Source organism: Flagellimonas sp. MMG031 (assembly GCF_040112705.1).
GTDB lineage: Bacteria > Bacteroidota > Bacteroidia > Flavobacteriales > Flavobacteriaceae > Flagellimonas.
The window spans coordinates 3,041,981-3,064,815 of the sequence record NZ_CP157804.1 but is presented as its reverse complement, the minus strand read 5'-3'; the positions used below and the strand labels follow the sequence as shown (position 1 = coordinate 3,064,815).

General features: G+C 47.1%; 22 protein-coding genes. 8 read left to right on the top strand and 14 right to left on the bottom strand.

Annotated elements, in window-relative coordinates; all coding sequences use genetic code 11:
• Positions 1-3: 3 nt before the first annotated feature.
• The 14 genes from ABNE31_RS13920 to ABNE31_RS13855 all read right to left on the bottom strand — a co-directional run bounded on the left by ABNE31_RS13920 (position 4) and on the right by ABNE31_RS13855 (position 10,265).
• On the bottom strand, positions 4-1,380 hold the full coding sequence (locus ABNE31_RS13920; RefSeq protein ID WP_275648312.1) for an MBL fold metallo-hydrolase: 1,377 nt from the start codon (positions 1,378-1,380) through the stop codon (positions 4-6).
• Entirely contained in the window at positions 1,367-2,224 is an 858-nt protein-coding gene (locus ABNE31_RS13915) for an ATP cone domain-containing protein (protein ID WP_090294876.1), read from the bottom strand. Before ABNE31_RS13915 ends, ABNE31_RS13920 begins: the two co-directional genes overlap by 14 nt.
• 3 nt (positions 2,225-2,227) lie before the next feature.
• Positions 2,228-3,058: a universal stress protein gene (locus ABNE31_RS13910; protein WP_349351557.1), complete on the bottom strand. Its 831-nt coding sequence runs from the start codon at positions 3,056-3,058 to the stop codon at positions 2,228-2,230.
• A gap of 163 nt (positions 3,059-3,221) precedes the next feature.
• On the bottom strand, positions 3,222-4,589 hold the full coding sequence (locus tag ABNE31_RS13905) for an NAD(P)/FAD-dependent oxidoreductase (protein WP_090294879.1): 1,368 nt from the start codon (positions 4,587-4,589) through the stop codon (positions 3,222-3,224).
• A 2-nt stretch (positions 4,590-4,591) separates the two neighbouring features.
• Positions 4,592-5,314, bottom strand: a complete 723-nt coding sequence (locus tag ABNE31_RS13900) for a lycopene cyclase domain-containing protein (RefSeq protein ID WP_090294881.1) — start codon at positions 5,312-5,314, stop codon at positions 4,592-4,594.
• Between the two features lie 18 nt (positions 5,315-5,332).
• Positions 5,333-5,611 (bottom strand): DUF5676 family membrane protein, encoded by a 279-nt coding sequence (locus tag ABNE31_RS13895; RefSeq protein WP_090294883.1) that lies wholly within the window; start codon positions 5,609-5,611, stop codon positions 5,333-5,335.
• Positions 5,608-5,847, bottom strand: a complete 240-nt coding sequence (locus tag ABNE31_RS13890) for an SHOCT domain-containing protein (RefSeq protein WP_090294886.1) — start codon at positions 5,845-5,847, stop codon at positions 5,608-5,610. Before ABNE31_RS13890 ends, ABNE31_RS13895 begins: the two co-directional genes overlap by 4 nt.
• Before the next feature lie 66 nt (positions 5,848-5,913).
• Positions 5,914-6,120 carry a hypothetical protein gene (locus ABNE31_RS13885; protein ID WP_275648310.1) on the bottom strand — a complete coding sequence of 69 codons (207 nt, stop codon included), beginning with the start codon at positions 6,118-6,120 and terminating at the stop codon, positions 5,914-5,916.
• 62 nt (positions 6,121-6,182) lie between these two features.
• The gene (locus ABNE31_RS13880) at positions 6,183-6,635 is read right to left on the bottom strand and encodes a hypothetical protein (RefSeq protein WP_090294890.1); all 453 of its coding nucleotides are present in this window, start codon (positions 6,633-6,635) and stop codon (positions 6,183-6,185) included.
• Positions 6,636-6,659: 24 nt separating this feature from the next.
• On the bottom strand, positions 6,660-6,977 hold the full coding sequence (locus ABNE31_RS13875; protein ID WP_139150385.1) for a hypothetical protein: 318 nt from the start codon (positions 6,975-6,977) through the stop codon (positions 6,660-6,662).
• Positions 6,978-6,997: 20 nt separating this feature from the next.
• Complete coding sequence (locus tag ABNE31_RS13870; RefSeq protein WP_090294894.1) at positions 6,998-8,155, bottom strand: hypothetical protein; 1,158 nt, start codon at positions 8,153-8,155, stop codon at positions 6,998-7,000.
• Positions 8,152-8,559 (bottom strand): cytochrome c, encoded by a 408-nt coding sequence (locus ABNE31_RS13865; protein WP_036385883.1) that lies wholly within the window; start codon positions 8,557-8,559, stop codon positions 8,152-8,154. The genes ABNE31_RS13870 and ABNE31_RS13865 overlap by 4 nt, the downstream gene beginning before the upstream one ends.
• 75 nt (positions 8,560-8,634) lie before the next feature.
• Positions 8,635-9,216, bottom strand: coding sequence for a helix-turn-helix domain-containing protein (locus tag ABNE31_RS13860; RefSeq protein WP_036385881.1), 582 nt, complete (start codon positions 9,214-9,216; stop codon positions 8,635-8,637).
• Positions 9,217-10,085: 869 nt separating this feature from the next.
• A complete protein-coding gene (locus ABNE31_RS13855) occupies positions 10,086-10,265 on the bottom strand; it encodes a hypothetical protein (RefSeq protein ID WP_139297725.1) in 180 nt (59 codons plus the stop codon).
• Between the two features lie 136 nt (positions 10,266-10,401).
• Here ABNE31_RS13855 and ABNE31_RS13850 point away from each other — a divergent pair, with 136 nt between their 5' ends.
• From ABNE31_RS13850 to ABNE31_RS13815, 8 genes are all read left to right on the top strand, one after another.
• Complete coding sequence (locus ABNE31_RS13850; protein ID WP_051947534.1) at positions 10,402-10,782, top strand: hypothetical protein; 381 nt, start codon at positions 10,402-10,404, stop codon at positions 10,780-10,782.
• 104 nt (positions 10,783-10,886) lie between these two features.
• Positions 10,887-14,723: an efflux RND transporter permease subunit gene (locus tag ABNE31_RS13845; RefSeq protein WP_349351556.1), complete on the top strand. Its 3,837-nt coding sequence runs from the start codon at positions 10,887-10,889 to the stop codon at positions 14,721-14,723.
• 1 nt (position 14,724) lies between these two features.
• On the top strand, positions 14,725-15,948 hold the full coding sequence (locus ABNE31_RS13840) for a TolC family protein (protein WP_275648307.1): 1,224 nt from the start codon (positions 14,725-14,727) through the stop codon (positions 15,946-15,948).
• 4 nt (positions 15,949-15,952) lie between these two features.
• Complete coding sequence (locus tag ABNE31_RS13835; protein ID WP_349351555.1) at positions 15,953-17,794, top strand: efflux RND transporter periplasmic adaptor subunit; 1,842 nt, start codon at positions 15,953-15,955, stop codon at positions 17,792-17,794.
• A gap of 25 nt (positions 17,795-17,819) precedes the next feature.
• On the top strand, positions 17,820-20,276 hold the full coding sequence (locus ABNE31_RS13830) for a multicopper oxidase domain-containing protein (RefSeq protein WP_275648766.1): 2,457 nt from the start codon (positions 17,820-17,822) through the stop codon (positions 20,274-20,276).
• The gene (locus ABNE31_RS13825; RefSeq protein WP_036385867.1) at positions 20,277-21,584 is read left to right on the top strand and encodes an APC family permease; all 1,308 of its coding nucleotides are present in this window, start codon (positions 20,277-20,279) and stop codon (positions 21,582-21,584) included. It abuts the gene before it with no gap.
• Positions 21,585-21,715: 131 nt separating this feature from the next.
• Positions 21,716-22,345, top strand: coding sequence for a DUF3347 domain-containing protein (locus ABNE31_RS13820; RefSeq protein WP_119647252.1), 630 nt, complete (start codon positions 21,716-21,718; stop codon positions 22,343-22,345).
• On the top strand, positions 22,346-22,804 hold the full coding sequence (locus ABNE31_RS13815) for a heme-binding domain-containing protein (protein WP_036385864.1): 459 nt from the start codon (positions 22,346-22,348) through the stop codon (positions 22,802-22,804).
• The last annotated feature ends 31 nt before the right edge of the window (positions 22,805-22,835 follow it).

Below are 22,835 nucleotides of genomic sequence, written 5' to 3'. Positions count from 1 at the left end.
GGTCTATGCGATTTCTTCGATTTGATATAATTGTGGGATCTCGGCCTCCCAACCATAGGTTTCCTTGATGCCCCTTTGTAGGGCGATGGCACCATCCTTTTCCCCATGGACGATGAATATCCGTTCCGGTGCATTGGCCATCCTGTCCATCCAGCCCAGGAGTTCCTCATGGTCCGCATGTGCCGATAGGCCTTCGACCTCGCAGACCTGCATGTTGAAAGGCACCCATTTTCCATATACTTTTAGTTCTTTTTCACCTTCCAACAGCTTTCTGCCCCGGGTACCCTCGGCCTGATACCCTACAAAAAGCAAGGTATTGTTCGGGTTTGGGGCCTGGGTCTCTAAATAGTTGAGCATTCTCCCCCCGGTTAGCATCCCGCTTCCCGCAATGACGATTTTGGGGCTATGGTCCATACGCAGCTCCATGGTTTCACGATAGCTGCTTACCACGTTGAAGTGGGAACACATCTCATCACATTCATGGTCTTCCAACTTGTGCCAATCCCTTGTACGATGGAAAAGCTCCAATACATCGGTACCCATCGGACTGTCCATGATCATTTGGACCTTGGGGATTTTGCCCTCCTTCAGCAACCTCCAAAAAATGAGCATCATGAGCTGGGCCCGTTCTACCGAGAAGCTGGGGATAAAAAGGCTACCGCCCCTGGCTATGGTGTCCTGGACCAATTTTTCGATCAAGGGGAGGGCTTCCGCCTCATCGGGATGGAACCTTCCACCATAGGTCGATTCAATGAAAAGCACATCGGCCTTTCTCGGTTTTAGGGGTGGGTAAAGCAATAGGTCCTTGGTTCTTCCAATATCCCCTGAAAAAACAAAGCGCTTTCCGTGTATATCCAAGTCGATATGTGTGGCTCCCAGGATGTGTCCGTTGTATTGGAACCGTACCCTTATGCCATCGAATAGGGTAATCCATTGGGATTGGGGAACCCCCTTGAAATGCGGAAGGGTCTTTTCCACATCCTTTAGGTCGTAGAGAGGTTGGGCAGGACGGTGTTTCGAATAGCCCTCCTTATTCGCACGTTCGGCTTCCTGCTCTTGTATTTTGGCAGTGTCGTTTAAAATGATCTTTGTGATGTCCAAGGTGGGATATGTTCCATAAATGGACCCATTGAATCCCTGTTTCACCAATCGGGGAAGATATCCCGTATGGTCCATATGGCCATGGGTGAGCAATACCACATCTATTTCCGAAACCGTTACGGGTGGATATTCCCAGTTTTTAAGGCGCAGTTCCTTCAGTCCCTGGAACAGTCCACAATCCACCAGTATTTTTCTGTCTCCTGTGTCCAAAAGATATTTTGAGCCGGTGACCGTACCTGACGCCCCCAAAAAATGAATGTTTGTTTTATCTAGGTCCATGACTATGGGTTTTGCATAATTCCCTTGAATCGTTCAAGATGTTTTTTTGCCGGGATCTGGAGATTCCCATGTCATCCAACAACATTGGGTTTTCGTGGATGTCCTTGCAAAGGACGATGCCCTTATCCAGTAATTTTGTTTTTTCCCCTTTGGTAAGGGTCGTCAAGGCGGTCAAGGGATGAAGACCCGCCTTGTCTATTCTATCCTTGAGTCCGTTTCCGTTCGGATGGTCCCAACTGCACAGGAGCAATCCAACACAGTTCCCATATTGGATGGCGTCAGTGGTCAACCGGGTATTGGTGTACACCCCACCTTTATGGAGTTTGGCACCATGTCCCTTTTGGCGGACCCATTGCTTTTCCACATCCAGAAAGCGGGAATGGATATACAAAGGGGTCTTGACATTGCAAAACCGGCCTTGGTCACTGTGGTATTTGCATTCGATCATATAATGTACATTTTCCTTTTGGGCTATGACATCCACTTCGTGCTGTACGCAATTGCCCGCTACTATGACACCTACCTGGGTGGAGAATCCTTCGCGCCCCATGAGTTCACCGACCAATTTCTCGAAGGGAAAACCGGAGGGGCCCAATTCCATCAATGCTTTTTTGAGCTTGTATCTAGAGGCACTCACACGGGACTTTTTCCGAAGCATTGTAAAGGCCAGCTGATATACTTTTTTTGTGGTCATGCCATCCTGGATCTGGTGCTCGACTTGCTCCACAATTTGTTGTATGAGTACATCGCTTGCGCGGGCACGTTGTAAGGAATGGATCAGTTTTTTACGATCGAACGGGACTACATCGCCCGAATGTTTGATAAGGTTAACGGATTTGGCCATGGCTTAGAGGTGTAAGGTCATTACGGGCAAGGACGCATGGTTGGTGACGCCCTCGGCAATACTGGTTCGGAACAGGCTTAAAAACCCTGTTTTGCCGTGGGTGACCATGGCGATAAGATCAATGGGATGCTGTGCAACAAAGGTATTGATCCCCGTTTCAACGGAAGGTTCATTATAGACCGCCAGCGCATAGTTTTCCAATCCCGGGAATTTCTTCAGCAAATTTTCAATGGGGGACAGGCCCAATCGGATACTGTTGTGGTCGGTTTCGGTATTGATGCGCAAGAAGTGTATCCGGGCATTGCATTTTTTGGCAATGGAGATGACCTTCTCGAAGGCTTGGCTGCAATCTTCCTCAAAGTCCGAAACGAACACGATGTTCTTGAAGGGAAAGTGTAGCTTTTCATCCTTTACAACGATAACGGGGACATGGGCCATTCGTACAATTTGTTCCACATTGCTTCCCGTCAATTCGCGAACGACTCCTTTGGTACCGCTGCTCCCGGTAATGATGAAGTCATGGTGAAAATGTCCCGAATGCTCCAGGATATCTGCTTGTCCGGCATCAAACTGAAGAAAGGTCCGGCACTTCAGTCCCTTCCGTTCGGCCGTTTTTTCCAACTCCCGTAAGGCGGCTTTGGCCTTGCCGATCTGTTTAAGGGTCTCCGGATAGCGCTTTTCCTTTTCCTTATCCAGCTTTATCCAATCCACGGGTGTTTTCATAAGGTGCAAAAAATGGATCTCGGATTGGTATGCCTTGGCCATTTCCAAGGCCAATTGTGCTGCTTTTTCACAGTTTTTGGAAAAGTCGGTGGGTACTAGAATATTGTTCATGGCTCATAGGGTTTTATGTGTTCTGCAATTGTGGTCGTGTCGTCCAGATATATCCATTGGACGTTGTTCAAAAATTGGATGCTACCCCTGAAGGGTCCATGGAAGGCCTTTCTTTCAAAAATCAGCCTCCCTTTGATCACATCATAGGATATTGGTTTCCGCTTCATTGGACTTTTTCTTTATGGTTCCCGAAGTTTCCCGTTCTGGATTTTTTAGGTGGGCCTTGGTCTGGAGGGCTAAAATTCCTTATAATCAAACGGTTGCCCTTTTCATAGGTGAAATAACTTGCGGCCCAGTTCAAACCGACCAGGATTCTATTTCTAAAACCACTGATGGACATAAGGTGAACGATGGACCACAATAGCCAGGCGGGATACCCGCCAAACCTGAATTTGCCCAAATCGGCGACGGCCTTGCGCTTGCCCACTGTGGCCAATGATCCCTTGTCTTTGTAGGAAAAGGGTTTTGTTGGTTTTCCATGAAGGGTGGCCCAAAGAGACCGCCCAAGGTACCTGCCTTGTTGGATGGCTACCTGCGCCACTTGGGGATGCCCTTTGGGAGTCGTTTCCCCGATCAAGGCGGCTATGTCCCCAATGGCAAAAATATTCCCATACCCCTCAACATGTAAATGGGGATCGGTCTTGAGCCGGTTGCCCTTTACCACTTTATCAGGGGCAATGCCTTTGGGGAACTGCCCCTGCACCCCTGCGGTCCATATGAGGTTTTTTGCCTTGATCTCCTTTCCACTTTTTGTGGTGACCACACTACCGTCATACCCACTTACCGATTCGTTGAACAGTACGTTTACCTCAAGTTCCCTTAAATAGGCCAGTGTCTTGGTGGAGGCCTTGTCCGACATGGTGCCCAATAGTTCGTCAAGGGCTTCCACCAAGTAGATTTCCATGGTGGAGGATGGGTACTCTGGATAGTCCTTTGGCAGGATGTATCTACGAAATTCGGCCAAGGCCCCTGCCATTTCAACCCCGGCCGGACCGCCGCCCACGATGACAAAATTGGTGAGGGCATCGCGTTCCTCCCCATCACAGGTAATGGCGGCCTGCTCCAGATTTTGCAGCATCAAATGCCGGATGTTGAGGGCATCACGTATGCCCTTCATGCCCAAACTGTTCCTAGCAACGCTTTCCATACCAAAAAAGTTGGTCGTTGTCCCAGTGGCCAAAACCAGGTAATCATAGGAAACGGCCCCCTTGTCGGTCACTACCGTATTGGACAAAGGTTGGATTTCTGATACTTCCGCCAATCGGAACACTAGGTTTTTGAAGCCATTGAACTGCTTTCTGAATGGGAAAACTATGCTGTCCGGTTCCAGGGCACTCGTTGCCACTTGGTACAATAAAGGCTGAAACGCATGAAAGTTGTTTTTGTCCAATAGGACCACTTGAACCTTCTTGTTTTTCAATTCCTTTGCCAAGGCCAGTCCGGCAAAACCACCGCCAATGACCACTATCCGGGGCATACCCGGCTCTGGTAGACAGATTATCTTTGATGTGTCGCAATTTGTTGTGTCCATGTTCAATTAGGGTTTGGGTCAATGGATAGGGTTTCGGATTTCACGGTTTTTCTCCAGAATAGGTGTTCGTACAAACCGGACCAGTACATTCCAAAAGTGAAAGCGAACCATAGCTCTTCCATGGGAATGCCGAAAACAAGGATACCGGTAAGATTGTCCAGGTTCCAGTACAGATCGACGTATTGGGGGTAGAAGGGAAGTATGCTCCCGAAATACAAAAAATACAACAAGGTGAACAGGAAGCCGCCCACCCAGACCTTTCCCTTTAGATCGGGCCTGCAATAAAGGGTGGCCAACCCACCCGCAAGCAGGGCCAAAACACCACAATAAATGGGATTAAGCTTGGTGAACAACGCCATGGGGACAAAGACCAATGCGGGCACAAAAAGAAGATATAGGTGCAGATTATGCCTTTTATGATGGCGCTCGATCAAAGGGATTTTGGAAAGGACCCTTCCAAATATCAAATTGTAGAGCACGGTGCCTATCCCACCTATCGCAAAGGAAAACAGCAAGCTTTCCAGGTCAAAACCCGTTTTTTCGGCCAATTGGAACAAAGAGGGGGGAAGCCAATATTCCGGCACGAACAGGGGCTCGGTCAATCCAAAGGGCATGGTGATAAGACTCATCTTGAGCATTTCTTCCCTATACCCTTTTTTCAACACAAAAAGGAGTGCCCAGAGTGCCAGGATGATAAGGGACCATATGAACCAAACGTACTGCATGATCTTCGAAACGTAAGGCTATTTTCGATGTTTGATCTGGGCATTGTAAAGCCCACCTATGCACGCCCCGATGAGCCAACCTATGATGAAGGTCTGTACAAGCCCCAAAAAAGCCTCGGACAGGGGAACATCCATTCGTATGATGCTGGTGGTGTCCAATCCGTGCAGTAGACTGTTGAAAAAGGATATCGTACCCTCTTTGCCGGCCGTTGCCATTACGATCATACAGCCCAAATAGATTATGGCCCCAGTAAGACCAAAGGCAAAGCCTAATTTTTTTACATTAAATCGATTCATGGTTTTTCTGTTTTAGATTCATTGTCAGTTTGAAGGACCTTTTTTGATTCCTCAAATTCCTCCTTGGAAATTTCGCCTTTCGCAAATCTTTTTTTTAAAATTTCCAGTGGGCTATCCTCTTGGTGCCTTTTATAGGGAATGTCCGATGGGATAAAGAATATCCAAGCCAAAAAGATGATCCAGATAATCCACCATATAAGGTGCATACCTCCAAAATGTCCGTCGTAATAATGCATGATACTTGATTTAAGGTTGTATTAAAATATTTCGTTCCTTGGAGTCCATGGGTGCTATTGTTCCGATCAACCCTGTTCGTTTTCCCTGTCATGGGTGTGGCCATTTCCACCATGTCCATGCGAACCGTGCGGTATGAACAGGTGGATGGCGAACATGACCAGGATGAAAATGAAAAGGGAAGCGCCCTCGCCCATCCCGATTGAAGGCGCCAAAAAAATGAACAGCAGTGGTAGTCCACATCCCAGGACCATCCATATCCAGTGATTTTTCATGAGATATCCGTTTTAGTTGTCAAGAATTCAAAGTGTTCGGCATGGCCGATCGAACCCATGGTCTAATGGTTCATCCCCATTCCTTTGTCCCCCATCATTTTCATGCCGGATTGAATGCATTCCTCGCTCATCATCCCTTTGTCATGCATCATTTGCATCATTTCGCCCATCATCTCGCCATCCTTCATCATTCCGTTCATCATGGAATGCATCATTTGTCTGTTGCCCATCATTTGGTTCATCATGGTGCTGTCGCCCATCATCATTTGCATGCCTTGTCCCTTCATCATGGTGCCCATCATTTTTTTGTTTCCCTGCATCATTTGCATGGCATGGTCGCTCCCTTGCATCTGTTCCATGAATTCCATCATATAATCATGGTTTTGTACCAGATCTTTAAGGATCTCGCTTCTTGTTTCCTCGTTTTGAAGCAAGGCTTCTACATCGGTTGATTGTTTGCAACCGTTTAAGGACATAAGACCCATCACTGAAAAAAAAATTACTAAAGTTCTCATTGTATATGAATTAAAGATTATACGTCAATTGGCTGATTTCAGAAAGGTTTCGATTTTGGTGATCTCCTCTTCCGTCAGGTTGGCCCGAACCCGCATGTGCAGGCTTATGGTTTCCCAATCGGTATCGTTGTAATCCGCGGGTGAAGGGGCGATATGACATCGGTTGCACACCTCGCCCCAGAGCTGCGCCCCGGATTTTTCAATTTTGAAATCCACTTCACTCCCCGCCACCTCGGTCGCGGTATCCGTCGCAATGGGTTTTTTATTGGAGGAGCAGGCGACCATGATCGATGCCATGACGGACAGGATTATTGCTGCTTTAAAATTCGTTGTTGTTTTCATTTCACTTTCTTTTTTTGATTTTAAAATCCAATGGCCCAATGCACAAACAATCCATTGGTTCGGGTCGTGCCATCACTGTCATGACCACCTTCCATCTTGGTGGTTTGATAGCTGAGTTTGACCACGGAACGCCAACTCAGCCAATAGTTCAAACCAAAAGCGTACTGCGTTGACTTCTCTTCCCACTCCGCTCCTTCAGGGGCGTTAAAATCGGAATATCGACCCACAAATTCGAGTTGCTTTATAAAGTCGCTTCCCGACATGATGGGGCGATAGCTCAATTGTGTATAAAAGGAGCTGCTTTGGTTGTCAAAGGAGTAAGGTTCGGAAATCCCATCTTCGATTTCATAGTAGGTGGCGGTATCCACATTGGAACTGTTGTACTGGGCCTTGATGTCCACAACCCCTTGTAAGGGGGTGATCGATTTTACATAGGAAAGATCCAGCGCCCAAAGAAAGGCACCCACTTCCTTGTAATCGGAGTCCTCTGCGCCGGTACTGTTGGTGGTATAGGCGGAAATCCCCCATTCCATGGATGAATCCGAGAGCGGGAGTAGGCCGATCCTGCCACCCAAGGCCTTGGCCAGGTTCACATCTTCATAATAACCGAAATCCAGCATACCCGCTTCTTCAGGCTCCTCACTTCCATCCTTGATGCGCGGACCGTTGGTCACATAAACCGCATAGTTCATTTTGGGACCGCCCAGATCGAATGCCCCCCTGAGTTCGACACCGATATCGGAGGCCGGTGCAATTCCGTCGTGACCAAATCCAAGGGGTCTGCTTGGAAGTCGGTTGATCCATGCAGGGTGCAAACGCTCCATAAAGGTTCCAAAGGGAAGCAGGAATTTACCGGCCCTTACGGTCATGTGCTTGTTGAGCACATACATCACATCGGCATATTCCAGTCCCGTTTTCAATTCATTTCCTTCGAGCTCAAACTCCAGTTCGGCCTCGAACATGAGCTTGTCGGAATGCTTGTAGAGGAATATAGGGGCGAATGTGGCCCCTAGAAAGGTGGATTCTTGTTCACCACCGGTATCCAAATATTCAAATCCGGTGTGTCCGTAACCACGCAGCATGAACTGCGTCTTACTGGGTTCAAAGGTGTTGTAGGTCTGGGCCAAAGCCGAAGATCCCAACCCTAAGATAATTAGGGTCATTAGTAGTTTTTTCATTTTTTCAAGGTTCTGATATAGTTGATCAATTCCCATCTCTTGTTTTCGGGAAGTGCGGTTTCATAGGAAGCCATAGGGGGCTTACCGTTGGTCAATTTCCAGAATAGGGCACCGTCCGATTGGGACTGTACCTTGGCACTGGTCAAGTCGGTGGGTTTTGGGGTCAATCCGGCTCCGCCCATGCCGTCTCCCTTACCCTTGGCCCCGTGGCAGATCACACAGAGCATTCTGAAGGTCCGTTTGCCGCTTTCTGTCGCCGTGGCATCATTTTTTAAGGGATTGTTCAAATTGTCCGCACTGGCCGGGGCTTCCCATTGGGTCTGTGCTCTGGTCGCCTGTAGGGCCAAAAGGGTCATTAGGAACGTTAGCATTATGGGTATTGATTTTTTTTGTGTAAGTTTCATTTTATTATTTGTTAGGTTGTTGCGTTAAAACTACTGTTTGACCTGACAGGCCATCTTCATAATATTCCTGGATTTTTATATTATTTCGTCAAGAAAATCCCTTTGCCACATTTGTCCGTTTTTGTAATCCGTCATGCTCATCCCCATAATTTCCTTGAACTGTGCGGACAAATGGTTGACGCTGCTGTAATCGAGCATATAGGCGATATCGGAAAATGAATATTGTCCCAGTTGGATAAGCTCCTTTACCTTTTCGATCTTGAGCTTGATAAAGTACTTTTCGATCGTGATGTTTTCATTTCTGGAAAAAACCTTGCTCAGTACTTTGTAATCGCGATGCAATAAATCGACAAGGTAGTCCGAGGTGTTCCCTTTGTGGTTAATCGGGACGTTGGTCACTAAGGAAATCAAGCCTATCTTGATTTTCTCAACGATCATTTCCTCTTCGCTTTTGGCTATTTCAAAGCCATTGGAATGTAGGACGTCCACGACTTTTTGGTCAACTTCGGCAATCCCTATTTCCGGGGCATTTACCGTAAGTTTCCCCAGTTCAAGGGATAGAACCTCAATGCCCAGGTCATGCAATTCTTGTCTTATGACCTTGAGGCATCGCCTACAGACCATATGCTTTATCCAGTATTCCTTTTTGGAATCCATGGTGTCTGAGTTATTGTTAAGCGTAAATAATATCGGGTCAAAACCCGATAGGAGAATCGATCAGGATATGCCGTCGTGGAGATAGCACACGACAAAAAAGGTCATTTAGTGGCCATGACCAATGTGAAGAGCGAACGATTGCATTGACGTTCCGCCAGTGTAAAAATCAAATTAGGAAAGTTTCATGAAGGACAAGGAGATCCTGTTCGATCCACGGGGGATCGTAGTCTTTAAAAGGGATTATGTTTTCCTGTAGCCCTTCGAAACAATCGATATGGTAAAAAATAAAGGCATTTAGAAATACAAGTGTGCCGAAATCAAGGTCAAAGGAATCCAGCATCAGGTCATCCTTGCCAATATTGGCATAGGTATCGGTGCTGCAGCAATCCTTTTGTTCCAAAGAGCACTTCCTTGAGGTGTTTTTGGGATTTTGAAGCTTTTGGTCGCAGGGTTTTGCTTTGCCGGTCACAGAAAAACTGACCAACTTGTTACAGCAAAAATGGGCATTCGATGCAAAGGAAGTGGTACTGATCAATACAGAACAGGCCAGAAACAGGGACAATATTTTCGATGTGGTTTGCTTCACTTCCTAAAGTTACTAAATTTTGTTTAACTCGCTAAAAATCAAACTGTAATCAATTATGCAGTTATCCATATGATTACTGTTTGTGTGTGATTTCAGCAGGATTTGGTTCCAAATGTAAGGTATGGGATTCGGAAAAAACATGACAAATATCAGGTTTACCAAAAGTACTGGCATTGGGCCACCACAAGGATCACAATACTATACTGGTATACAATATGTGGGGAAAGGAATGACCGTCAGCTGTCCAACGATCGGATTCGGTATCGAGGAACTTTAAGGTCTGTTATGGTTCGATTGAAGACAAGGGTTCCACCTTTAATCGGGTTGAAAATACAATGCTATTGGTCAGGGTTCCATCCGTTGCCAGTAAGGAGGGCCTTCGAACCACGATGTGCTTTATACCGTCCCGGACCAGATACGATGGTCGTATAAATGATTGATGGTCAAAAGTATGGGGTGCCATGGTCGGTACTTTGAAAAGCAGGGGCTTTATGCGGAATCCTTGTATAAATTGTGTTAAATTTAATGAGGTTGTTAAAATTTTTGTAGTTTTGTAACCGCTTATGAGAGTATTTTGGTTCAAAATATTATCTTGTTTTATGGCACTCAACGTGCTGGCATCCACCTTTTCCTTTGCGGTGGCACAACACTATTGTGGGGAAGATCTTGTTGATTTTTCCTTCTTCGGTAAAGCGGAATCCTGTGGAATGGATATGCAGCAGCCATCGGATTCACACCAGCACAAGCTGCAGAAAAAACAGTGTTGCGATGACGAAACGCTTTCCGTACAAGGAAATGGGGATCTATTGCTTTCCGTTGAAAATTTAAGTGTTGGGGAGCATCAGTTCCTGGTTGCCTTCACGTACAGTTACATCAATCTTTTTGAGGGATTACAGGAAAATATAGTTTCTGTCGTACATTACCCTCCGCCCCTTTTGGTCAAGGATATTCAGATTCTTGATCAAACTTTCCTTATTTAAGAGCATATCGATGACGTTTGGCCGTGCTATGGTTTTTGGCATGGCCCTAGGTATTTATTGCCTTTGGAACATTTTCACTATTTCCAACACAATAAACTCATGATATGCTTAATAAAATCATAAAATACTTTTTAGAGAACAAACTGGTGACCGTTCTCGTTTTAATAACGTTGGTTACCTGGGGGATTGTCACTTCCCCCTTCAATTGGAATACGGGCTTTCTCCCAAAAGACCCGGTGCCCGTGGATGCCATTCCCGATATTGGGGAAAACCAGCAAATTGTTTTCACGCAATGGCCCGGGCGATCGCCACAAGATATCGAGGATCAGATTTCTTATCCAATGACGACCTATTTACTTGGAATTCCAGGGGTGAAAACGATCCGTAGTTCATCCATCTTTGGATTTTCCAGTATCTATATCATTTTTAATGATGATGTGGAATTTTATTGGTCGCGCTCCCGGATCCTTGAAAAATTGAATTCACTTCCCGCAGGGCTGTTGCCCGATGGGGTAACCCCGACTTTGGGTCCTGACGCCACGGCATTGGGACAGGTATATTGGTATACCCTGGAAGGAAGGGACAAGGATGGGAACCCTACAGGAGGATGGGATCTGCACGAAATACGGACTGCCCAGGATTTTTATGTGAAATACGGGTTGAATGCCGTGGACGGGGTGTCCGAAGTGGCTTCGATCGGTGGTTTCGTCCAAGAATATCAAGTGGATGTAAATCCAGATGCCCTGAAAGCCTATAATATTCCTTTATACAAGGTCATGGAGGCCGTACGGAAGTCGAACAGGGATGTGGGCGCCAAGACCATTGAAGTCAATCAAGCAGAATATTTGGTCAGGGGCTTGGGATATGTCAAAAATACGGAAGACATAGAAAAGGCCGTGGTTGCCGTCTTTGACAATGTCCCGGTTCGGGTCAAGGATATTGGGGTGGTCAGCTTGGGACCGGCCACACGAAGGGGCGTGCTCGATAAAGGGGGCGCCGAAGTGGTAGGTGGCGTCGTGGTCGCCCGTTATGGTTCCAATCCTTTGGCGGTCATCAATAATGTGAAGGACAAGATCAAGGAAATCGCACCCGGTTTGCCCAAAAAGACATTGGCCAATGGTGTGGAAAGCCAATTGACCGTGGTCCCGTTTTATGACCGGACACAGCTCATCCACGAGACCATAGGTACTTTGGAAAATGCCCTGTCCCACGAAATACTGATCAGCATCATCGTTGTACTGGTACTTGTCCTCAACCTGAGGGCCTCTGTGATCATATCCAGTCTATTGCCTGTCGGGGTCCTAATGACCTTTATTGTCATGCAATATGCCGGGGTAGATGCCAATGTGGTGGCCCTTTCCGGGATAGCCATTGCCATAGGGGTGATGGTGGACGTGGGGATCGTGTTCGTCGAGAACATTATCCGTCATTTGGAAATGCCCGAGAACCATGGTGCCAAGGGCAAGGAACTCATTCAGGTAATATATAAGGCCACCGTGGAAGTGGCCTCGGCAATTACGACCGCATTGGCGACCACCGTCGTGAGCTTTGTGCCTGTCTTTGCCATGCAATCGGCAGAAGGGAAGCTATTTAGGCCCTTGGCCTTTACCAAGACCTTTGCCCTGTTGAGCGCCTTTGTGCTGGGAATCGTTGTGCTTCCGGCATTGGCCCATTTTGTAATGGGGGTGGATTATGACAAGAAACGGGTGCGACGGTTTTGGTCCATTCTATTGATATCCACCGGGCTTATTTTTGCATTTTATGCCCAGATGTGGTTGCCATTGGTCATTTCACTCATTGGGTTGAACAATTTGATGGAACCCAAATGGCCGGAGCACTATAAATCGTTTCCCAACTATATCAATTTGGGACTGACCGTTTTTATCGCTTCCTTCTTCCTGACCGAGGAATGGATGCCCTTGGGACCCCAAAACGGTATTGTGGTCAACTACTTTTTTGTGTTGTTCCTAGTGGGCATTATCCTGGCCGCTTTGATGGGAATCGTACATTTCTATACCCCGGTCCTAAAGTGGTGTCTGGAAAACAAAGGAAAGTTCATGCTCATCCCATTCGTGACCCTGTTTTTTGGGGTATTGGTTTGGCTGGGGTTCGATAGCACCTTTGGAATCGTGGCCAAAGGCTTTGAATCGGTAGGTTGGAAAAGTGTCAGACAGACCTCGGGATGGCAGGCAGCTTCCAAGAGATTCCCGGGAATAGGATCCGAGTTCATGCCATCGCTCAATGAAGGTTCGTTCCTGTTGATGCCGACATCCATGCCGCATTCAGGGGTGGAATACAACAAAAGGGTGGTTGGACAGTTGGATATGCTCTTGGGAAGCATACCCGAAGTGGACTTGGTTGTCGGTAAACTCGGTCGCGTTGAATCCGCACTGGACCCTGCACCCATTTCCATGTATGAGAACATCATCAACTATAAACCTGAATTCATTGTGAATGAAGACGGACATAGGGTCCGTTATAAAGTAGATCGAAAGGACAGGTTCATTACCCAGCATAAAGACACTTTGACCAATGAGGAGGCCTTGCAGTTAGGGATTGCCGAGAAGGACCTGATCGTGGATGAGGACGGTGAGTTTTTCCGAAACTGGAGGCCTCATATCAAATCCCCCAACGATATCTGGGATGAGATCGTAAAGGTCACCAAGATCCCGGGCATAACCTCTGCTCCCAAATTACAGCCCATAGAAACCCGGTTGGTGATGTTGCAGACCGGAATGCGCGCTCCCATGGGGATCAAGGTTTTTGGTCCCGATCTGAAGACCATCGAGGATTTTGGGATGCAATTGGAAGGTATCTTGAAGGAAGTGCCCTCGGTCAAGGCAGAAGCCGTATTCGCCGATAGAATAGTGGGCAAACCTTATTTGCACCTCAATATCAACAGGGACGGGATATCCCGATATGGTTTGAACATTGAAGATGTGCAGCAAAGCATCGAAACAGCGATCGGTGGGATGAAAATCACCTCCACCGTTGAAGGTAGGGAACGTTTTCCCGTGCGGGTGCGCTACCCGAGGGAATTGAGGGACGACCCGGAATCGTTGAAGAAAATTTTGATTCCCACACCGGTAGGGGCGCAAATTCCCTTATCCCAAGTGGTGGATTTTGAATATGTCCGCGGGCCTCAGGCCATCAAGAGCGAAAACACCTTTTTGGTAGGCTATGTGCTTTTTGATAAACGGGACGGTTTTGCGGAAGTCGATGTGGTGAACGATGCCCAGGAAGCCATCCAGAAAAAAATCGATGCAGGGGAATTAACGGTTCCCGCCGGAATAAGCTATAAGTTTTCAGGGAGTTATGAGAACCAAATCAGGGCAGTGAAAAGACTGTCCATTGTCATACCGATCAGTTTGATTGTGATTTTCTTGCTCCTGTTTTTTCAGTTCAAGACGGTCATCGCATCCTCCATCCATTTTTCCGGGGTTTTTGTTGCTTTTGCGGGAGGTTTCATAATGCTCTGGCTCTATGGTCAGGATTGGTTCATGAATTTTGCCATTTCAGGGGTCAACATGCGGGATCTGTTCCAAATGCACACGATCAATTTAAGCGTTGCGGTTTGGGTTGGTTTTATCGCACTTTTCGGTATTGCCACCGATGATGGTGTCATCATGGGTACGTACATCCACCAGGTTTTTGAGGAAAAGAACCCTCAAACCGTACCGGATGTAAGAGCGGCGGTTTTGGAGGCAGGGAAAAAAAGGGTCCGTCCCGCCATGATGACGGCCGCCGTGGCCATCATCGCCCTTTTGCCGGTACTGACCTCGACCGGAAAAGGGGCCGATATCATGATTCCCATGGCAATCCCGACTTTTGGGGGAATGGCCATACAGATCATGACCATGTTCGTGGTCCCGGTACTCCAAGCATATTGGAGGGAAACAGTCATTAAAAATCGCAACAAAGCATTGAAAAAAATACAGTAAAATGAAAAATGTATTGACCATCCTATTTGTCTTGACAAGTATCCTTTCCAACGGCCAGACCTTGGAGGATTACTTTAAGGTAGCGGCTGAGAACAACCCAGGGTTGCTTTCACAGTACAAAGATTTTGAGGCGGCGTTACAAAAAGTACCGCAGGTGAAGGCTTTACCAGATCCAAACTTGTCCTTTGGGTACTTCATCTCCCCGGTCGAAACCAGGGTAGGGCCCCAAAAAGCAAGGTTTTCACTGACCCAGATGTTTCCTTGGTTTGGAACGCTAAAGGCCCAAGGTGATGCCGCTGCACTTATGGCAGAGGCCAAGTACCAGTCCTTTTTGGACGCCAGGAACAAACTTTATTACGAGGTTTCGGCAGCTTATTTCCCATTGTACGAACTTAAGGAGTGGGTACGGATCGAAGAGGACAACATCGCCATTTTGGAATCCTACAGGACGGTTTCCAATACGAAATTCAAAAATGGCCTGGGATCATTGGTCGATGTCTTAAGGGTGGACGTGCTTTTAAAGGAAGCCCGGACGAATTTGGGCGTCCTGAAAAACAAGGAAATCCCCCTTTTGGCGTCCTTCAATAAACTATTGGACCGTAAGGAAGATGAACAAATAAACATCCCTGAGACCTTTGGGGTCAATGTACTGCCCATTGATTATGTCAAAGATTCCTTGGTAGTGGACCATCCGCTCTTGAATTCCCTGGAATTAAAGGTCAAGGCTGCAGCGGCATCCGAAAGGGCAGCCCTTAAACAAGGCCTGCCAAAAGTGGGGGTCGGACTGGACTATGTAATGGTTGATAAGCGTACCGACATGGTGGTTCCCGATAATGGCAAGGATGTATTGATGCCCATGGTTACCTTGAGCCTGCCCCTATTCAGGGGTAAGTACAGGGCAGCCGAAAAGGAGGCCCAATTGATGCAGGAAAGTTATGCACTGCAAAAAAAGGAAGTCACCAATACATTGAAGACCAATTATGAAATGGCCGTTTTTGACATAAGGCAGCAGACGGATTTGATTTCCCTCTTTGATGAACAGATCATGGAATCGGAACAAGCACTCAATCTGTTGTTCACAGCCTATGGGAATTCCGGGAAGGACTTCGAGGAGGTGTTGCGAATGCAGCAACAATTGTTGAAGTATACTAAATTGAAAATAAGCGCATTGACGCAATATGAAATAGCGTTGGCCAAGTTTAACTATATCACGGCAAAAAAATAATCAGATGAAATCAGAAACACAAAAAATAGTAAAAATAGCCTTGTCCACCTTGGTTCTTGGACTTTTGCTGGGATGGCTATTGTTCGGGGGCTCCAAGGGCAATGCCACAGAGGAACACCAACATACTTCGGAAGTATCGGGAGAAACCATTTGGACCTGCTCCATGCATCCCCAGATCAGACAGACGGAACCGGGAGATTGTCCCATTTGTGGGATGGACTTGATCCCTTTGGAAAATGACAACGGTTCGGAACTTGACCCCATGGCCGTTAGCATGTCGAAAACCGCCATGCAGCTTGCCAATGTCACTACGGAAATCGTGGGCAAGACCGCCCCGGTCAAATTGATCGATCTTAATGGCAAGGTGGAAGCGGATGAACGATCGATCTATTCCCAATCTTCCCATATTCCCGGCAGGGTGGAAAGGCTAATGGTGAATTTTACAGGGGAGTATATCAAGCAGGGGCAGATCATCGCCTATATTTATTCCCCTGACCTGGTCACTGCACAAGAGGAACTTTTTGAAGCAAGAAAGGTGGCGGACACCCAACCGCAGTTTTTTAATGCCGCCAAGGAAAAATTAAAAAACTGGAAGCTTTCCGACAACCAAATCGCACAGATACTTCAATCCGGGACCGTTAAGGAGGAATTGCCGATACATGCCGATGTTTCAGGCTACGTTACCGAAAAAATGGTAAACCTTGGCGACTATGTCAACAAGGGCAAGGCATTATATCAAATTGCCAACCTGAACAGCGTTTGGGTACTGTTCGATATTTATGAGTCCGACATGCCCTGGGTAAGAAAAGGCGATGAAGTGGTCTTTACCATACCCTCGCTCCCGGGCGAAAACTTCAAAGGCAGGATTTCCTATATCGACCCGGTGATCAATCCCATGACAAGGGTTGCCAAGGCCAGAATCGAGATCGGGAACACCGGTTTAAGGTTAAAGCCGGAAATGTTCGCTTCCGGAACCGTAAAAGCAAAACAGCCCATTGCATCAGAAGCGATAACCATTCCTAAGTCGGCAGTGATGTGGACCGGGGAACGTTCTGTGGTATACATCAAGAATACCACATCCAATGGGGTGAATTTTGTGTTGCGCGATGTCACCTTGGGACCATCGTTGGGAAATGGTTTCATTGTCAAGGAGGGGCTGCAAGAAGGGGATGAGATCGCGGTAAACGGGACCTTTAGTATCGACGCGGCGGCCCAATTGGCCGGGAAACCGAGCATGATGAATCCTGAAGGTGGGCCCGCCATGACGGGACATAACCACGGAGGCATGAAGATGGGGGATGACAAGGGTACAGGCGGTAGCGATCATTCGGAAATGGATATGGGGGATGTCAAACAGGAAAGTAAAACGGACCATTTCGACATGGACCAGCGAATAGCGGCGACAGGGATATTTCAGAACCAATTGAAACAGGTGTTGAGCGCCTACTTGGAGTTAAAGGATGCGCTTGTCAATGATAATGCCGCCAAGTCCAATGCCGCTGCAAAAAAAGTGTTGTCGGCCTTGGAACATGTGGATATGAAACAATTGACGGACAAAAAGGCGCACGGCCATTGGATGACGATATCGAAGGAAATCTCCAATTCGGCGAATTCCATTTCAAAGATATCGGATATCAAAGCGCAACGCGATCATTTTAAACATCTGTCCGCCCATCTATCCAAAGGTGTCAAGCTTTTTGGGGTCGATCAAAAGATATACGAACAGTTTTGCCCGATGGCCGATAACAACAAAGGTGCCTATTGGTTGAGTACGACCAAAGAGATCAAAAATCCCTATTTCGGAGAGGCTATGTTGACCTGCGGTGAAATCACCGATGAAATGTAATTGAACAAATGTAAATGAATGAATGATGAAAATATTGAAATCTAAAATCTTGTTTTTTGTCCTAACTGCCTTGACGACCCATGTTTTTGGGCAAGTGGGGACAAATGGTGAGGACAGAAAAGAGGAAGGTAGACCCGTTCGGGAATACAATCTTGTACTGGAACAGAACAAATTGACCCTCGGTGGGGTCACTGCCGATGCAATGACCATCAATGGGAGTATTCCGGGACCGGTCTTGGAATTCAACGAGGGTGACCTCGCCCTGATCAACGTGACCAATAAGATGGATGTGGAAACCTCCGTACACTGGCATGGATTGATCTTGCCCAATTTTTATGACGGGGTTCCCTATTTGACCACACCGCCCATAGAACCTGGCACAACTTTCCAATATCGGATTCCGATCAACCAATCAGGTACCTATTGGTACCATTCCCACACCATGCTGCAAGAGCAAAAGGGGGTGTATGGCTCGATACTGATCCATCCCAAGGAAAAGACGTTGGACTACGATAAGGATTTGGTCGTGGTGCTTTCCGATTGGACGAACGAAAAGGCCATGAACGTGCTCCGAAACCTTAAACGGGGAAACGAGTGGTACCAGGTCAAAAAAGGGACCGCGGTGCCCTTGAGCAGGGTCATCAAGGAAGGTGCACTAGGTGCACAGCTCAAATTTTGGCGAGATCGTATGGAGGGAGCGGATATTGCGGATATCTACTACCCCGCATTTTTGACCAATGGGAAAACATTGGCCGAATACCCTGATTTCAAACCAGGGGAAAAAGTGCGGCTCAGGTTCGTCAATGCCTCTGCCTCCACCTATTATTGGATGGATTTCGGTGGCGGTAACCCCATGGTGGTTTCCGGGGATGGTGTCGATGTGGAGCCTGTTTCCAAAAGTCGTTTTCTTTTTGGCATTGCCGAGACCTATGATGTCATCGTGACCGTTCCTGAAGGCACTTTGGAGGTAACCGCCACGGCACAGGACGGCTCCGGGCATACCTCGTTGCACTTAGGTCAGGGAACGCTTTTTCCCGCAACGACCATCGATAGGCCCGACAAAGTGGCGATGATGAAACAAATGGCCCGAATGGACATGAAAATGGGGGCTCCGGCAATGGCCGGCAACAAAAAAAAGAACACACCCGAATATCTCATGCACAAGTACGGAATGCAGATGGACATGAAGGATGGCAGCATGGATATGGGTATGCACAATGGGATGTCTATGGATAAGACCAAAATGAGCGGTCAAAAGGATAAACCCATTGCGAAGATGGATGATAAAAGGCCTATGAATGCGAATGAAGATCATAGGCACATGGAGATGGATAAAAAGATGGGGGATATGGCAGGAATGGAAAAGGATTCAACGTCAATGAAATCCACCGGACATAAGGACAAGATGGAAAACCCTATGGTTCAGACTATGCCAATGATGCAGAAAGACACTTCAGCTTTTGATTACGATACCCGTAAAACGTATTTCAACTATGACTTCTTAAAAGCAAAGGAAAGTACTACCTATAATGCCGATCTGCCCGTCAATGACATTCTGTTGAACCTGACGGGAAATATGCAACGGTATATCTGGAGTATGAACGGTGTGCCACTTTCAGAAACCGATAAGATCAAGATCAAAGGTGGGGAAGTAACCCGGATCACCCTCAACAACCTGACCATGATGCACCATCCGATGCACCTCCATGGGCATTATTTCAGGGTCATCAATGAGAATGGTGAAAAGTCACCCTTGAAACATACGGTCAATGTGCCGCCCATGCAGAAAGTGGTCATCGAATTTTATAATGAAGAGTACGGGGATTGGTTTTTCCACTGTCATATCCTCTACCACATGATGGGGGGCATGGCCAGGGTTTTCAGTTATGATACCCCAAGGGATCTGAGGATGAAGGATTTTCCTGTTCAAAAGTTGGTAGATGAAACTGACCATTATTATGCTTGGGGTGCTGCCAGATTGGGTTCCAATTTTAATGAACTCTTCCTTGTTTCAAGTAATATCAGGAATGAATTTGGGGTACGGGCAGAATTTGACTACGACCAAAATGCCGAGGTGGAAGTCAATTATAACAGGTATCTCAATGACTGGGTACGGGTCTATGCAGGGGTAAACACGGAAACCTCCATCCCTGATTCCTATGACCGTTTCAATACAGTGGGACTGATAGGGGTCAAGTATTTTACCCCATACCGCTTTAATATGGATGTGAGTATGGACCACCAGCTGCGTCCAAGAATAAGGTTGGATAGGGAACTATTGCTTTTTCCCAGGATTTTCCTCGAGGGGGAATATGAATTTCGGGCCGATTTTGGATGGGTCAACGATTTGGGGAATTCATCCTATGAAAGTGAGACCCAATGGCTGGTAGGGGCCTCCTATATCCTTTCACGTAATTTTTCAATCCAGGCCAATTACAACAACCGATATGGTTGGGGCGGAGGCCTGCTAGCCCGTTTTTAAATGGCAGAATACAAAAAAAATAGCCTGAGTCTGACCAATACCATTGCTTTGGGAACCGGTGTGATGATCGGTGCGGGAATTTTTGCGCTCTTGGGTCAGGTTGCCGAACTCTCCGGCCAATGGTTTCCCTTTGCTTTTTTAATCGGGGCAGTCATCTCAGGTTTCAGTTCCTACACCTATGTCAAAATGTCCAATACCTACCCCTCTGCCGGGGGCATTGGCATGTACCTCAAAAAGGTTTACGGTAAAACGGCCTGGACCGCCACCGGTGCACTGCTGATGGCCCTTTCCATGGTCATCAATGAGAGTTTGGTGGCCCGGACGTTCGGGACCTACGTATTGGAGCTTTTTGATGTGGAGTCGAAAGGATTCTGGCCCCCGATCCTTGGGGTATTGTTGTTGATCACAGCCTTTATTGTCAATGTGATGGGAAACAAAGCTATCGGGGGATCGTCCTTGGTCATGGCCATACTAAAAATCGGCGGGATAGCGGTTTTTGCCATTGGTGGCCTTTGGGCAGCTGGATTTACCTTTGATCAGGTCGTTCCTTCCCAGTCCTTGACCGAGCATTCCCTGGTGGATTATTTGGGGGCATTGGCACTGTCGATATTGGCCTATAAGGGTTTTACCACCATTACCAATAGTGGGGATGAGATCGTCGATCCCAAACGTAACGTGGGACGGGCCATTGTCATTTCTTTGGTGATATGTACCCTGGTCTATCTCATGGTGGCATTTGCGGTCTCTTCCAATCTTTCCATCCAGGAAATCATTGCGGCCAAGGACTATTCGCTGGCCGAGGCATCCAGACCCGCTTTTGGAAAATATGGGGTCTGGTTCACCGTTGGTCTGGCGATCATATCCACCGTTTCCGGGGTCGTTGCCAGCATTTTTGCCGTTTCCCGGATGACCACCATGCTCACTGAAAAGGAATTGATACCACATCGACATTTTGGGATTCCCGGGGACATACAGAAACATATGTTGGTGTATACCGTGGTGATTGCCATAGGGCTCACCATGTTGTTCGATCTGAGCCGGATCGCTGCATTGGGGGCCATCTTTTATTTGATCATGGATATCGGGATCCATTGGGGGGTCCTAAACAATCTACGAAAGGAAATCGGTGCAAATCCCATTATCCTCATTACGGCCCTTGTGCTGGATGTACTGGTGTTGGGCGCCTTTATTTGGTCAAAGGCCGGTAGTGATCTTTTGGTGGTCATTGTTGCCCTGGTATTGATGGTGCTTATTTTTTTCGGGGAACGATTGTTTTTGGGGAAAAAGCGTACGGTCGAGGAAGAATAAGGGTAGAGTGCCTGCGTGGGAGAAATGGAAAATTAGATGAAAAAATTAAAATAGCAACAATAATGGGGGATAATACAAATATGCCGACCCTGGGCAATCAAAATGAGGAATTAATCTTAAAATCAATTACAATGAAAAGAACAACAGTTACATTAAGTACAATTGCCATTGCGCTTTTGACCATTACCGTGATTTCCTGTAAGGACGGTAAGAAGGAAACAAATGACAAGGAAGGAGCCCATATGGAGATGGGAACGGAAGAGGGCCATCACCATGAGAGCTCTGCGGGGGAAATGGACCACGGGACCATGGACCATGATATGGGTTCGTCCGATGCACAGGGCACATCCGTGATCGATAGCTACCTCCAACTGAAGGATGCCCTGGTGGCGGACAATAAGGATGAAGCGGCCAAATCGGGCCAAGCCTTGGCCAGTGCCTTGGGCAGCTTTGATATCAGCGGATACGATGAACAGCAACAGAAGGAGCTGTCCGATATCATTGAAGTGGCCAAGGAACATGGGGAGCATATCGCCAAAAGTGATATCGGTCACCAACGGGAACACTTTGAGGGACTGGGCAAGGATATGGTCGATTTTATTGCCATAACCGGGACTTCCAAAACCTTGTACCAACAATTCTGCCCCATGTACAACAACAACCAAGGAGGAACGTGGCTCAGCGCAAGCAGCGAAATCCAGAATCCATTTTTTGGAAGTAAGATGTTGACCTGTGGTAAGGTGCAAAAGGAAATCAATTAAATGAAAGTACTGAAAATCATAGTATTGGTAGTGCTGTTGGGATTTGTGGGCATCCAGTTTGTGCCCACAGATCCCAACTTGAGCGATGTGGTTCCCGATACGGACTTCATGTCGGTGAACCAGGTTGCCAAGGATATCGAACACGATTTGCGGGTATCTTGCTATGATTGCCACAGTAACAACACCCAATACCCGTGGTACAATAAGGTCCAACCCATCGCCTGGTTTTTGGAAGAACACATCAAAGAGGGAAAGGAAGAACTCAATTTCAATGAATGGGGCGACTATTCGGATCGAAGAAAAAGGAGCAAACTAAAGTCCATCGCAAGTCAGATCGAAGACGATAAGATGCCCCTATCTTCCTATACCCTGATCCATAAGGATGCAAAATTATCGGTGGAAGAGAAAGAACGGATATTGACCTTGGTAAATGATCTAATGGAAGAATTGGATAATTGAAAATGACATGGAAATTACCCTAAAACCGGGA